13 protein-coding genes are annotated in these 12,943 nt (G+C 74.0%); 10 read left to right on the top strand and 3 right to left on the bottom strand.

The window, feature by feature from the left end; translation table 11 throughout:
* The first annotated feature begins 3 nt into the window (after nt 1-3).
* From aroC to mug, 7 genes are all read left to right on the top strand, one after another.
* Nucleotides 4-1,188, top strand: a complete 1,185-nt coding sequence (aroC, locus tag HA039_RS29895; RefSeq protein ID WP_167034562.1) for a chorismate synthase — start codon at nt 4-6, stop codon at nt 1,186-1,188.
* Complete coding sequence (locus tag HA039_RS29890; protein WP_167034560.1) at nt 1,185-1,703, top strand: shikimate kinase; 519 nt, start codon at nt 1,185-1,187, stop codon at nt 1,701-1,703. The genes aroC and HA039_RS29890 overlap by 4 nt, the downstream gene beginning before the upstream one ends.
* Nucleotides 1,704-1,795: 92 nt before the next feature.
* On the top strand, nt 1,796-3,208 hold the full coding sequence (locus HA039_RS29885) for a hemolysin family protein (protein ID WP_167034558.1): 1,413 nt from the start codon (nt 1,796-1,798) through the stop codon (nt 3,206-3,208).
* On the top strand, nt 3,205-4,218 hold the full coding sequence (locus HA039_RS29880) for a hemolysin family protein (protein WP_167034556.1): 1,014 nt from the start codon (nt 3,205-3,207) through the stop codon (nt 4,216-4,218). Before HA039_RS29885 ends, HA039_RS29880 begins: the two co-directional genes overlap by 4 nt.
* Before the next feature lie 63 nt (nt 4,219-4,281).
* Entirely contained in the window at nt 4,282-5,073 is a 792-nt protein-coding gene (locus HA039_RS29875) for an SGNH/GDSL hydrolase family protein (protein ID WP_167034554.1), read from the top strand.
* An 86-nt stretch (nt 5,074-5,159) separates the two neighbouring features.
* A complete protein-coding gene (purB, locus tag HA039_RS29870; protein ID WP_167034551.1) occupies nt 5,160-6,602 on the top strand; it encodes an adenylosuccinate lyase in 1,443 nt (480 codons plus the stop codon).
* A 19-nt stretch (nt 6,603-6,621) separates the two neighbouring features.
* Complete coding sequence (mug, locus tag HA039_RS29865) at nt 6,622-7,176, top strand: G/U mismatch-specific DNA glycosylase (protein WP_167034549.1); 555 nt, start codon at nt 6,622-6,624, stop codon at nt 7,174-7,176.
* A 13-nt stretch (nt 7,177-7,189) separates the two neighbouring features.
* Here the strand turns inward: mug and HA039_RS29860 are convergent, their stop codons facing one another.
* The 3 genes from HA039_RS29860 to HA039_RS29850 all read right to left on the bottom strand — a co-directional run bounded on the left by HA039_RS29860 (nt 7,190) and on the right by HA039_RS29850 (nt 9,376).
* A complete protein-coding gene (locus HA039_RS29860; RefSeq protein WP_167034547.1) occupies nt 7,190-7,600 on the bottom strand; it encodes a hypothetical protein in 411 nt (136 codons plus the stop codon).
* A 94-nt stretch (nt 7,601-7,694) separates the two neighbouring features.
* On the bottom strand, nt 7,695-8,432 hold the full coding sequence (locus HA039_RS29855; protein WP_208298732.1) for an ABC transporter permease: 738 nt from the start codon (nt 8,430-8,432) through the stop codon (nt 7,695-7,697).
* A gap of 2 nt (nt 8,433-8,434) precedes the next feature.
* Nucleotides 8,435-9,376, bottom strand: coding sequence for an ABC transporter ATP-binding protein (locus HA039_RS29850; protein WP_167034546.1), 942 nt, complete (start codon nt 9,374-9,376; stop codon nt 8,435-8,437).
* Between the two features lie 106 nt (nt 9,377-9,482).
* Between HA039_RS29850 and HA039_RS29845 the strand changes: the two genes are divergently transcribed.
* The 3 genes from HA039_RS29845 (at nt 9,483) to HA039_RS29835 (ending at nt 12,894) form a co-directional block, all read left to right on the top strand.
* A complete protein-coding gene (locus HA039_RS29845; protein ID WP_167034545.1) occupies nt 9,483-10,664 on the top strand; it encodes a sensor histidine kinase in 1,182 nt (393 codons plus the stop codon).
* Nucleotides 10,665-10,774: 110 nt separating this feature from the next.
* The gene (locus HA039_RS29840; protein WP_167034544.1) at nt 10,775-11,425 is read left to right on the top strand and encodes a response regulator transcription factor; all 651 of its coding nucleotides are present in this window, start codon (nt 10,775-10,777) and stop codon (nt 11,423-11,425) included.
* A 311-nt stretch (nt 11,426-11,736) separates the two neighbouring features.
* A complete protein-coding gene (locus tag HA039_RS29835) occupies nt 11,737-12,894 on the top strand; it encodes an ROK family transcriptional regulator (protein ID WP_167034543.1) in 1,158 nt (385 codons plus the stop codon).
* Nucleotides 12,895-12,943 lie beyond the last annotated feature (49 nt).

The following is a 12,943-nucleotide window of genomic DNA, read 5'->3' as shown; positions in this document are numbered from 1 at the left end:
GCGTTGAGCAGGTTGCGCTGGCTGACGGCGGGTGAGTCGCACGGCCCCGCGCTGGTGGCGACGCTGGAGGGGCTGCCCTCGGGGGTCCCCGTCACCACGGACATGGTGGCGGACGCGCTGGCGCGGCGGCGGCTCGGCCACGGCCGGGGCGCGCGGATGGCGTTCGAGCGGGACGAGGTCACGTTCCTCGGCGGGGTACGGCACGGGCGGACGCTCGGCTCGCCGGTGGCGGTCATGGTGCGGAACACCGAGTGGCCCAAGTGGGAGCAGGTGATGGCGGCCGACCCGGTCGACCCCGAGGTACTGGCCGGACTGGCCCGTAACGAACCCCTGACCCGGCCCCGGCCCGGGCACGCGGATCTCGCGGGCATGCAGAAGTACGGCTTCGACGAGGCCAGGCCGGTCCTGGAGCGGGCGTCCGCCCGGGAGACCGCGGCCCGGGTCGCGCTCGGCGCGGTGGCCCGCTCGTACCTGAAGGTGACGACCGGGATCGAGATCGTCTCGCACGTCGTGGAACTGGCCACGGCCAAGGCCCCCGCGGGTGTCCGCCCCCTCCCGTCCGACGCGGCCCGCCTCGACGCCGACCCGGTCCGCTGCCTGGACCCGGAGGCCGGCCGGGCCATGGTCGAGGCCGTCGACCTGGCGCGGAAGGAGGGCGACACCCTGGGCGGGGTGGTGGAGGTGCTCGCGTACGGCGTGCCGGTCGGCCTCGGCTCGCACGTGCACTGGGACCGCCGCCTGGACGCCCGGCTGGCCTCGGCGCTGATGGGCATTCAGGCGATCAAGGGCGTCGAGGTCGGCGACGGCTTCGGCCTGGCCAGGGTGCCCGGTTCGGTGGCGCACGACGAGATCGTGCCGACCGCCCGCGGCGTCCGGCGGGCGACGGGCCGCTCGGGCGGCACCGAGGGCGGGCTGAGCACGGGCGAGCCGCTGCGGGTACGGGCGGCGATGAAGCCCATCGCGACCGTGCCGCGCGCCCTGGCGACCGTGGACGTCGCCACGGGCGAGGCGGCCCGGGCCCATCACCAGCGCTCGGACGTGTGCGCGGTGCCGGCCGCGGGCATCGTGGCGGAGGCGATGGTCGCGCTGGTGCTGGCGGACGCGGTGGCGGAGAAGTTCGCGGGCGACAGCGTCGCCGAGACCCGCCGCAACGTGCGGGGCTTCCTCGACCACCTCACCGTCCGGTGAGCGGCCCCGCCGTGGTGCTGGTCGGCCCGCCGGGCGCGGGCAAGACGACGGTGGGCGCGCTGCTGGCGGAGCGGCTGGGCGCCGCCTTCCGCGACACGGACGGCGACATCGCGTGGGGAGCGGGCAGGACCGTCGCCGAGATCTTCGCCGACGAGGGCGAGGCGCGGTTCCGCGCCAGGGAACGGGAGGCGGTACGGGCCGCCGTGCGGGAGCACTCCGGGGTGCTGGCGCTCGGCGGCGGCGCGGTGCTGGACGCCGGGACGCGGGCGCTGCTGGCGGCGCTGCCGGTCGTCTTCCTCGACGTCGGGCCCGCCGAGGCCGTGCGGCGGATCGGCGGTGACGGCACGCGTCCCCTGCTGACCGGGGATCCGGGGCCGCGGTGGCGCGGGCTGATGGAGCGGCGGCGCCCGCTGTACGCGGAGGTCGCCCGGGTCGTGGTCACCACCGGGGGCCGCACCCCCGGGGAGGTCGCGGGCGCGGTCCTGGAGGCGCTGGGACAGCCGCTGGACGGGTGAACCCCTGGCCGGGACGTGTGAGCGCCCCGCAACGGGCCACCCTCCCTGTAGGGCCGGTCGATCTCCGGCCGGCCGCGGCAGGGAGGGGAACGATGACCGAGGCACTCCTGCTGGTCGTGGCGGTCCTGCTGTCGTTCGCCTGTGGCGCCTTCGTCGCGGCGGAGTTCTCCCTCACCACGGTGGAGCGCGGGGAGCTGGAACGGGCGGCGGAGCAGGGCCGGCGGGGGGCGGCGGGCGCCCTGGAGGCCGTACGGAGCCTGACCTTCCAGCTCTCCGGCGCCCAACTCGGCATCACCGTCACGAACCTGGTCGTGGGCATGCTGGCCGAGCCGTCGCTCGGCAAGCTGCTGCGCGGCCCGGTCGAGGCCGCCGGGCTGTCCCGTTCGGTGGCGTCCTCGGTGGCCCTGGTGATCGGCACCGCCCTGTCGACGGTCTTCCTGATGGTCATCGGCGAGCTGGTCCCGAAGAACTGGGCGATCTCCTCCCCGCTCGCCGTCGCGACGACGGTCGGCACCCCGCAGCGGTACTTCACCCTGGCCTTCAAGCCGTTCATCGCGCATCTCAACAACACCGCGAACCGGATCGTGCGCGGCCTCGGCCTGGAGCCGACGGAGGAGCTGGCCACCGCCCGCAGCCCGCAGGAGCTGGTGGCGCTGGCGCGGCACTCAGCGAAGGAGGGCGCGTTGGAGGCGGACACCGCCGAGCTGTTCGTACGGACCCTGAGCCTGTCGGCGCTGACGGCGGAGAACGTGATGACGCCCCGGGTCCAGGTGATCGCCCTCGACGTGCGGGCGACGGCGGAGGACGTGGCCAACGCCACGCGCGCCACCGGGCTCTCCCGCTTCCCGGTCTACCGCGACAACCTCGACACCGTCGTCGGCATCGCGCACATCAAGGACGTCCTGGCGGTCCCCGCCGGGGAGCGGGCCCGGCGGCCGGTGTCGGGCCTGCTGCGCGAACCGCTGCTGGTGCCCGAGTCCCTGACGGTGGACCAGCTCCTCGACCGGTTGTCGGCGGGGATGACGATGGCGGTCGTGATCGACGAGTACGGGGGTACGGCGGGGGTGGCGACGCTGGAGGACATCGTCGAGGAGGTCGTGGGCGAGGTCAGGGACGAGCACGACCCGCACGAGACCTCGGACCTGGCGCCGGTCGGCGAGGACGCGCGCGGCCGGCGCCTCTGGTCGGCGGACGGCGCGGCGCGCTCCGACCAGTTGGCGGCGATCGGGCTGCGGATGCCCGAGGGGCCGTACGAGACCCTCGCCGGGCTGGTGGCGGCCTCGCTCGGGCGGATCCCGGCCGGGGGCGACGAGCTCGACGTGGCGGGGTGGCACCTGGAGGTGGTGGACGACTCGGGCCGCCGCGCCGCGCGGCTGCTGCTGCGGGCGCCGCTTCCTACGGAGGACGAGGCTACGGGCGCCGACGATCCCCGTACCGGCGATTCCGGCGGCGGCGACCCCCGTACCGGCGATTCCCGCGGCGGCGACGAGGGGGGTGCCCGGTGACCGCCGTCCAGCTCATCGTCGGGCTGCTCACGATCGTCGTCAACGCGCTCTTCGTCGGCGCCGAGTTCTCCCTGATCTCCGTCCGGCGCAGCCAGATCGAGCCCGAGGCCGAGGCGGGGAACCGCCGCGCGCGCAGTGTCGTCTGGGGCCTGGAGCACGTGGCCGCGCTGCTGGCGGCGGCGCAGCTCGGCATCACGCTGTGCACGCTGGTGCTGGGCATCGTCGCCGAGCCCGCCATCGCGCATCTGCTGGAGCCGCTGTTCGACGCGGTGGGGCTGCCGCACGGGCTGATCCATCCGTTCTCGTTCGCGATCTCCCTGATCCTGGCGACCTACCTGCACATGCTGCTGGGCGAGATGGTGCCGAAGAACATCGCCCTGGCGAACCCGGTCCGCCTCGCGCTGGCGCTGGGCCCGCCGCTGGTCGCCCTCTCCCGGGGGCTGCGGCCGGTGATCTTCACGGTCAACGCGTTCGCCAACAGCCTGCTCAAGCTGCTCAAGGTGGAGACGAAGAGCGAGGTCGCGGCCACCTACTCGGACGACGAGCTGTCCCGGCTGGTGACGGACGCCGGTCACGCCGGGCTGCTGGACGAGCGGTCGGCAGAGCGGTTGCAGGACGCGCTGGAGCTGGGGCGGCGGCCGGTCAGGGACGTGGTGCTGCCGCTGGAGCGGGTGGTCACGGCCGAGGTCGGCGTCACCCCGGAGACGCTGGAGGCGCTCGCGGCCGAGACCGGCTTCTCGCGCTTCCCGGTGGTCGACGCCTCCCGGCGGATCCTCGGCTACCTCCACGTGAAGGACGCGCTGGACGCGGCCCCGCGCGACGTGCCGTTCCCGGTCCCGGCGATGCGGGCGATCGCGCGGGTGAAGGACGCGACCCCGATGGACGACGTCCTGACGGCGATGCGGCGCAGCCGTACGCACCTGGCGGCCGTCCTGGACGAGGACGGCAAGCTGGAGGGGCTGGTGACCATGGAGGACGTGCTGCGGGAGCTGGTGGGACGGCACGCGTAGGGCGGAGGGCACTTCGTACCGCCCAGTAGCCTCCGGCGTACCGCGCGGTACGATCATTCCGCCATGGAGATGAATGCCAGCTACACCAGCCTTGTCGCGGTCGGTGACTCCTTCACCGAGGGCATGTCCGACCTGCTGCCCGACGGTTCGTACCGCGGCTGGGCGGATCTGCTCGCCGCCCGCTTCGCCGCCCGTGACCCCCGTTTCCGGTACGCGAATCTCGCCGTGCGCGGCAAGCTCATCGGACAGATCGTCGAGGAGCAGGTGGAGGTCGCCGCCGCGATGTCCGCCGACGTGGTGACGCTGGTGGGCGGTCTGAACGACACCCTGCGGCCGAAGTGCGACATGGGCCGGGTGCGCGGGCTGCTCGAAGAGGCGGTCGAGAAGCTGACGCCGTCCTGCAAGCAGCTGGTGCTGATGCGCAGCCCCGGCCGGAACGGTCCGGTGATGGAACGGTTCCGCCCGCGCATGGAGGAGCTGTTCGGCTTCGTGGACGAGCTGGCGGAGCGGCACGGCGCGCTGGTCGTGGACCTGTACGGCGCCCCGGCGCTCGGGGACCAGCGGATGTGGGACGTGGACCGGCTGCACCTGACCGCCGAGGGCCACCGGCGGGTCGCCGAGGCCGTGTGGCAGGCGCTCGGGGAGGCCGCCGAGGACGACTGGCGCACGGAGCTGCCCGCCGCCGTGCCGGTGGCCTGGCTGGCGCGGCGCTCGGGCGACGTGCGGTTCGCCCGGCAGTACCTGGGGCCGTGGATCATGCGGCGGCTCACCGGCCGGTCCACCGGGGACGGCCGCCTCCCGAAGCGGCCGGAGCTGCTGCCGTACGGGACGGCCGGCAGCCGGCCGCTCCCGTAGCGGCACTGCCGCGGCGGCACCTCGTAGGAAGCCACAAGAACGGGCACGGCGTCGGCCCGCGTGATCCGCCAGTAGAATCCGGACACGTGACTGTCGCGTCTGAGAAGCCTCGTATCCCCAACGTCCTTGCCGGCCGCTACGCCTCGGCGGAGCTTGCCGTGCTGTGGTCCCCCGAGCAGAAGGTGAAGCTGGAGCGCCGGCTCTGGCTGGCGGTGCTGCGGGCGCAGAAGGACCTCGGCATCGAGGTGCCCGAGACCGCGCTCGCCGACTACGAGCGGGTCGTCGACCAGGTCGACCTGGCGTCGATCGCGGAGCGCGAGAAGGTCACGCGGCACGACGTGAAGGCGCGGATCGAGGAGTTCAACGCCCTCGCCGGCCACGAGCAGGTCCACAAGGGCATGACGTCCCGCGACCTGACGGAGAACGTGGAGCAGCTCCAGATCCGGCTCTCGCTGGAACTGGTGCGGGACCGCACGGTCGCGGTGCTGGCCCGGCTGGGCAAGCTCGCGGGTGAGTACGGCGAGCTGGTCATGGCGGGCCGTTCGCACAACGTGGCCGCGCAGGCGACCACGCTGGGCAAGCGGTTCGCGACCGCCGCCGACGAGCTGCTGGTCGCGTACGGGCGGCTGGAGGACCTGCTCGGCCGGTACCCGCTGCGGGGCATCAAGGGCCCGGTCGGCACCGCGCAGGACATGCTCGACCTGCTGGGCGGCGACACGGCGAAGCTCGCCGACCTGGAGAGCCGGATCGCCGGGCACCTGGGCTTCGCCCAGGCCTTCACGTCGGTCGGTCAGGTGTACCCGCGCTCGCTCGACTACGACGTGGTGACCGCGCTGGTGCAGCTGGCGGCGGCGCCGTCGTCGGTGGCGAAGACGATCCGGCTGATGGCCGGGCACGAGCTGGTCACCGAGGGCTTCAAGCCGGGCCAGGTCGGCTCGTCCGCGATGCCGCACAAGATGAACACGCGCTCCTGCGAGCGGGTCAACGGCCTGATGGTGATCCTGCGCGGCTACGCGTCGATGACGGGTGAGCTGGCGGGTGACCAGTGGAACGAGGGCGACGTCTCGTGCTCGGTGGTGCGGCGGGTCGCGCTGCCCGACGCGTTCTTCGCGTTCGACGGGCTGCTGGAGACGTTCCTGACCGTCCTGGACGAGTTCGGCGCGTTCCCCGCGGTCGTGGCGCGTGAGCTGGACCGCTACCTGCCGTTCCTGGCGACGACGAAGGTGCTGATGGCGGCGGTACGGGCCGGGGTCGGCCGGGAGGCCGCGCACGAGGTCATCAAGGAGCACGCGGTGGCGTCGGCGCTGGCGATGCGGGAGCGGGGTGCCGAGCGCAACGAGCTGCTGGACCGGCTGGCGGGCGACGAGCGGATGCCACTGGACCGGGCCCAGTTGGACGCGCTGATGGCCGACAAGCTGTCGTTCACGGGCGCGGCGGAGGACCAGATCGCGGCCGTGGTCGCCCGGGTCGAGGAGATCCTCAAGCGGTACCCGGAAGCGGCCGCGTACGCGCCCGGGTCGATCCTCTGACCGGGGCCCGGTCGTCCCGGTGAAGCCCGAGGAGCTGGAGGCCGCCCGCGACCGCGTCATCCCCGACGTGGTCGCGGAGGGGCTGCGGGTGCTGTTCTGCGGCATCAACCCGGGCCTGATGTCGGCCGCGACGGGCCACCACTTCGCCCGCCCCGGCAACCGCTTCTGGCCGGTGCTGCACCTGTCGGGCTTCACGCCGCGGCAGTTGAGCCCGGCGGAGCAGGACGAGCTGCTGACGTACGGCCTCGGCATCACGAACGTCGTGGCGCGGGCGAGCGCGCGGGCCGACGAGTTGACCGAGGAGGAGTACCGCGAGGGTGGCCGGCTCCTCACCGCGAAGGTGGAGCTGCTGCGCCCGCGGTGGCTCGCGGTGGTCGGGGTGACGGCGTACCGCATCGCCTTCCAGGACAGGAAGGCCCGGATCGGCCCGCAGGAGCGGACGATCGGGGACACCCGGATCTGGGCGCTGCCGAACCCGAGCGGGCTGAACGCGCATTGGACGGCGCGGACGATGGCGGAGGAGTTCGGCCGGCTCCGGGCGGCGGCGGACGCCGCCGCGGCCGCCGGGGACTGAACCGGCCGCGGGGTCAGGGCGGGTCCGTGTCCGTGGCCGCCGCCAGGAGGCGGAAGGGCTGGTGTTCCGCCTCCTGGGTCACCCCGAGGGCGAGCCACCGGAGCCCGGTCCACCACACCCGTACGTACGCCACGCTGGTGCACAGCTCCCACCAGGGTTCCGGTATCTCCTCCCCCTCGCCGCCGCGGACCCGCGCGCTCCACAGGCTCAGGTGGTGGGGTTCACCGAAGCGGTGGGTCAGGATCTCCGCCAGCGCCCCGCCCTCCGCCTCGCACTGGTCCGCGCCGGAGGATCCCTCCCCCCGGGACAGCTCCGCCAGGTGATACCCGGGCCCGCTCGTCCCGGCGCCGGAGGGACCGCGGGCCGCGGGGTAGGCACGGGCGCACAGCAGCTCGACCAGGGCGAGTTGCCGTGCGGTGCTCATGGGTCCAGTAAACCCCCGGACACTGACATCTGGCTTCCTGTCAGGCGGCTGTGAGCCCTCCCCGGTGGCCCGACCGTACGGCGTCCGGGGTCGCTCAGGCGTCACGTCGCCGGACGGCGAACCACCCGGCCAGGACGGCCGCCGCGGTCCACGCCGCCGTCACGGCCAGCCCGGTCCAGGGGCCGATCGTGGCGTCCGGGTACTGGTGCAGGGCGATCTGGCCGGCCCGGTCGGGCAGGAAGTCCGCGACGGCCGACTTCATGTCCCCGATCACGAACGACACGATGAGGATGAACGGGATCAGCAGGCTGATCACGGCGATGCCGCTGCGCAGCAGCGCGGTGAGGCCGGCCGCGAGGACCGCCATCAGCGCCAGGTAGATGCCGCTGCCGACGGTGGCGCGCAGCGCGCCGGGATCGCCGAGGCCGATCGCGTACGGGCCCATGCCGGTCTGTCCGGCGAAGAAGGTGGCGAAGCCGGTGACCAGGCCGACGGCCAGGCCCGCGCCGCCGATCACCGCGATCTTCGCCGCGTAGAAGCGGCCCCGGCGCGGTACGGCGGTCAGCGAGACGCGCAGGGCGCCGTTGTGGAACTCGGTGGAGAACGCCGTCGCCCCGAACGCGATGGCCGCGATCTGGCCGTAGTTGATCCCGTAGAAGGAGAAGAGGACGGGATCGTGGTCGGGGCCGGCGGCCTCGCCCGTACCGACACCGGCGCTGATGAGCGCCCCGACTCCGGCGCTGACCACGAGGATCGCCAGCAGGGAGCGGAACGTGCCGCGCACGGACCGGATTTTGATCCACTCGGAGTGCAGGATCGCGGTGGACGGCATGGTCAGACCTCCTGGGGGCTGGGCGGGCCGAGCGGGTTCCGGGCGGCGAACTCCGCCTCGCTGGTGGTGAGATCGAGGTACGCCTGTTCCAGGGAGCCCCGGTCGTCGCCGAGTTCGACGACGGGGACCCCTTCGCGGGCGGCGAGCCGGCCGATGTCCTCGGCCAGGACGCCGTCGACACTCCAGCGCCCGTCCTCGCCGCGCACCGCGACGTGCCCGGCACGGTCCAGGACTTCGCGCAGCCGCTCGGGTTCGGCGCTGCGGAACCGGGCGCGCGGGGTGGTCCTGGAGGTGATGAACTCCTCCATCGGCAGGTCGGCGAGGAGCCGGCCCCGGCCGAGGATGACGAGGTGGTCGGCGGTGGCCGCCGTCTCCGTCATCAGGTGGCTGGAGACGAGGACCGTCCTGCCCTCCTTCGCGAGGCGGCGGGTCAACTCCCTGATCCAGATGATGCCTTCGGGGTCCAGGCCGTTGGCCGGTTCGTCCAGCATCAGGACGGGCGGGTCACCGAGGAGGGCGGCGGCGATGCCGAGGCGCTGGCGCATGCCGAGCGAGAAGGTCTTGATCCGCTTGCGGGCGACGGCGGCGATGCCGGTCTCCTCCAGCACCTCGTCCACCCGGGCGGGCCGGATGCGGTTGCCGGCCGCGAGCACCCTGAGGTGGTCGCGGGCGGTGCGGGCGCCGTGCGCGGCCTGGGCGTCGAGCAACGCGCCGACGTGGCGCAGGGGTTCGTCGAGGTCGGCGAAGCGGCGTCCCCCGACGGTGGCCGTGCCGGAGGTGGGCCGGTCGAGGCCGAGGACGAGTCGCATGGTGGTCGACTTGCCCGCCCCGTTGGGGCCGAGGAAGCCGGTGACGTGACCGGGCCGCACCTGGAAGGTGAGCCCGTCCACCGCGCGGACCGTGCCGTACTCCTTGGTGAGTTCGTGGACATCGATGCTGGTCATGGCTCCACTCTGGCCGCCACGCGGGCGCTGGTCCTCCCCCGTGGGTGGAGAGCGTCTCCCCCGCGCGGGGGAACTCCGGGAGCCTCCGCGCTGGCACGATGACCGCATGGTCCGATTCCTGCGTCCGCTGTCGCGGCCGGTGACGTACACCCGCTGGCTGCACCTGTTCGTACCGACCGGGTTCTGGGCCGTCTGGTTGTTCGTCTTTCCCGAACACCCCTTCCTTCCCCTGCTGTTCCTGATCCCGATCGGGCTGGTTCCGGCGCTGCGGCTGGCCGAGGGGCTCCAGGCGCAGTGGCTGCTGCTCCCGCACGACGGGAGCGTGCCCGCCGGGTCCGTCTCCCTCGCGTCGTCCACGACGTGGCCCGAGCGGTGGCGGACGGTGCTGTGGCTGGAGGTCCGGGCACTGCTGTCGGGGGCGATCACGGTCACGTCGGTGTGGGGCCCGTCCCTCACCGTCGAGTTGTTCCACGCCGGCGCGCAGGGCTCCTGGATGGGCCTGCCGTTCCTGTCGGAGGTCGCGCCCCGGTGGTGGTTCGCGCTGCTCGCGCCGCTGCCCGCCGTCGGGTTCGTCGCCGGGATCGTGTGGCTCGGGCGTCTCGGCGCGGCCGCCGCCCTCCGGCTGCTGGGGCCCTCCCCCGCGCAGCGGTTGGCGGCCATGGAGGAGCGTACGGAACGGCTCCTGGAACGCACCCGCATCGCACGGGAGTTGCACGACTCGATCGGGCACGCGCTCACCGTCGCCGTGGTGCAGGCGGGCGCGGCCAGGGCGGCGGGGGACCCGGAGTTCACCGACCGGGCGCTCGGGGTGATCGAGGAGACCGGCCGGGCCGCGCTGGAGGATCTGGAGCGGGTGCTGCTCGTCCTGCGGGAGTCGGGCCGTCCCGCCTCGCAGCGGCCGACCCTGGCCGAGGCGGACCGGCTGCTGGAGTCGGCGCGCGCGTCGGGGGCGGTGGTGGAGGCCACGCTGTCGGGGCCGCTGGAGCGGCTGCCGGGGCCGGTCTCGCGGGAGGCGTACCGGATCCTCCAGGAGGCGTTGACCAACGTGCTGCGGCACTCCGGTCCGGTGCCCGTGCGGGTCCTGATCGACATGACGGACGACATGCTCGGCATCGAGATCGCGAATCCGCTGGCCGAGGACGGCTCCGCGCTGTCGCCGGGCAACGGGCTGCGCGGGATACGGGAGAGGGCGGCGCTGCTCGGCGGGGAGGCTAGGACAGGGGCGTACGACGGGGAGTGGCAGGTGAGCGCGCGGCTCCCGCTGAGCGGGGCGGTGGGGGCTCGCTGAGCTCGGCGGTGGGGGCTGGCTGAGCGGGGCGTTGGGGGGTGAGGGAGCGTCAGGGGTCGCGGGAGTCGGCGGCCACCGGGGGCCGCCGTCGGGGCCGATAACCTGACCGGATGCCCCTCACTGTGCTGTTGGTCGACGACGAGCCACTGGTACGCGCGGGCCTGCGCGCCGTCCTGGAGGCGCAGCCCGACATCACCGTGGTGGGAGAGGCGGCCGACGGCGCCGCCGTGGTCCCGCTGGTGCGCCAACTGCGCCCGGACGTGGTCGCGATGGACGTACGGATGCCGCTCCTCGACGGGATCGAGGCGACGCGGGCGGTGCTGCGTTCGGTGCAGGACCCGCCGAAGATCCTGGTCGTCACGACCTTCGAGCAGGACGAGTACGTGTACCAGGCGTTGCGGGCGGGCGCCGACGGCTTCCTCCTCAAGCGGGCGCGTCCGGCGGAGATCGTGCACGCCGTCCGCCTGATCGCCGCGGGTGACTCGCTGCTCTTCCCGGCCTCGGTCAGGGCGCTCGCCGCCGAGTACGGCAGCGCCGCCGCGCGCGGAGCGCTGGAGAGCGCGCGGCTGACCGACCGGGAGGCGGAGGTGCTGCGGCAGATGGCGCGGGGGCTGACGAACGCGGAGATCGCCGCCGGGCTGGTGGTGGGCACGGAGACGGTGAAGTCCCATGTGAGCGCCGTACTGGCCAAGCTGGGGGCCCGGGACCGTACGCAGGCGGTCATCGCGGCGTACGAGTCGGGGTTCGTCGCGCCGGGGTGAGGGATCGTCCGGCCGGGCGGGTCGGGCCGGCCACGGTGGTCGCCTGCTTCGCACCCAGCGTGTGGGACTGATCACGATCTCGTCGTCCGCCGCCGTGCCGACGCCGGGGGTCCGGGTCCGGGTCTGCCGGGTGGAACGCGTCCCGCAGCAGGGGTCAGGGGCGTAGGACGGACGATCCGCGCCCCGCCTCCCCCCGTTCCCCGGCCACCCTTCTCCCGCCCCTCCCCCGTGCCGGTGACCGCCGCCCCTCGCCGAGCAAGCGACCAGCGAGTAGCATCCGGCAGACGAGGCACGAGCTGGGAGGACTTACCGTGGGGCGGCTGACCGGCGGAGACCCTTCGCTGCTGCGGCGGATCAACTCCGCGGTGGTACTGCATTCCCTGCGGGGTGCCGGATCACTCACCCTCACCGATCTGACCCGGGTCACCGGCCTGTCGCGGCCGACGGTGGAGGGGGTCGTGGAAGGCCTCATGGAGGCCGGGTTGGTGGTCGAGTCCGCCCCCGAGGAGGGCGAGACCCGCAAACAGGGCCGCCCCGCCCGCAAGTTCCGCTTCCGCGCGGAGGCCGGGCATCTGCTGGGCATCGAGATCGGGCCGCACCGGGTCGCCGCGATCCTGTCCGGGCTGGACGGCCGGATCATCGGCGCCGGGTCGCGCGAGGTCTCGGAGACCGCCGAGGCGGACGAACGCCTGGAGCGCGTCCGCCTGGTGGTCGCCGACGTGCTGCGGCGCGCCGGGGTGGCGCGCAACTCGCTGCGGGCGGTGGGCGTCGGCAGTCCCGGGATCGTGGAGGCCGACGGGACCGTACGGCTCGGTACGGCGCTGCCCGGGTGGACGGGGCTGCCCCTCGGGGAGCGGCTGGGCCGTTCGTTCCGCTGCCCGGTGCTGGTGGAGAACGACGCCAACGCGGCCGCCGTGGCCGAGCAGTGGAAGGGCGCGGCGACCGACTCCGACGACATCGTCTTCGTCCTGGCGGGGCTGAGCCCCGGGGCGGGTTCGCTGATCGGCGGGCGGCTGCACCGCGGGTTCGGCGGGGCCGCCGGGGAGATCGGCGCGCTGCACCTGCTGGGCCGCGGCGTGACGCCCGAGAAGCTCCTGTCGACGACGGACGAGCCGCTGCACCCGCTCGACGAGCACGCGGTGGCCAAGGTGTTCGCGCTCGCCAAGGAGGGCGACGCGGGCGCGCAGGAGGCCGTGGAGCGCTTCACCCGGCGGCTGGTGCACGACGTGGCGGCGCTGGTGCTGGCGCTCGACCCCGAGCTGGTGGTGATCGGCGGGTGGGCGGCCGGCCTCGACGGCGTACTGGACCCGCTGCGTGACGAGCTGTCGCGCTTCTGTCTGCGGCCGCCGCGGGTGACGCTCTCCCTGCTCGGCGAGGCGGTGGTGGCCACCGGGGCGCTGCGGCTGGCGCTCGACCACGTGGAGGAGCAGCTGTTCGCGGTGGAGGGAACGGTGACGGCCCGCCGCTGAGAGCGACGGGCCGCGGTGGTGCGCGTGCGTGGGATGCGCGGTACCGGTG

The organism is Streptomyces liangshanensis (assembly GCF_011694815.1).
In the GTDB taxonomy this organism is placed as follows: Bacteria; Actinomycetota; Actinomycetes; order Streptomycetales; family Streptomycetaceae; genus Streptomyces; species Streptomyces liangshanensis.
Note: the sequence above shows the minus strand (reverse complement) of the source record. Positions and strands in the feature narration are given on the sequence as shown.

What these genes read in the sequence shown, in the direction of transcription:
- HA039_RS29850 (WP_167034546.1), bottom strand. Translation starts at nt 9,376, where the DNA reads ATGACCAGCATCGATGTCCACGAACTCACCAAGGAGTACGGCACGGTC.
- HA039_RS29840 (WP_167034544.1), top strand. Translation starts at nt 10,775, where the DNA reads ATGCCCCTCACTGTGCTGTTGGTCGACGACGAGCCACTGGTACGCGCG.
- HA039_RS29885 (WP_167034558.1), top strand. Translation starts at nt 1,796, where the DNA reads ATGACCGAGGCACTCCTGCTGGTCGTGGCGGTCCTGCTGTCGTTCGCC.
- HA039_RS29855 (WP_208298732.1), bottom strand. Translation starts at nt 8,432, where the DNA reads ATGCCGTCCACCGCGATCCTGCACTCCGAGTGGATCAAAATCCGGTCC.
- HA039_RS29875 (WP_167034554.1), top strand. Translation starts at nt 4,282, where the DNA reads ATGGAGATGAATGCCAGCTACACCAGCCTTGTCGCGGTCGGTGACTCC.
- HA039_RS29860 (WP_167034547.1), bottom strand. Translation starts at nt 7,600, where the DNA reads ATGAGCACCGCACGGCAACTCGCCCTGGTCGAGCTGCTGTGCGCCCGT.
- HA039_RS29845 (WP_167034545.1), top strand. Translation starts at nt 9,483, where the DNA reads ATGGTCCGATTCCTGCGTCCGCTGTCGCGGCCGGTGACGTACACCCGC.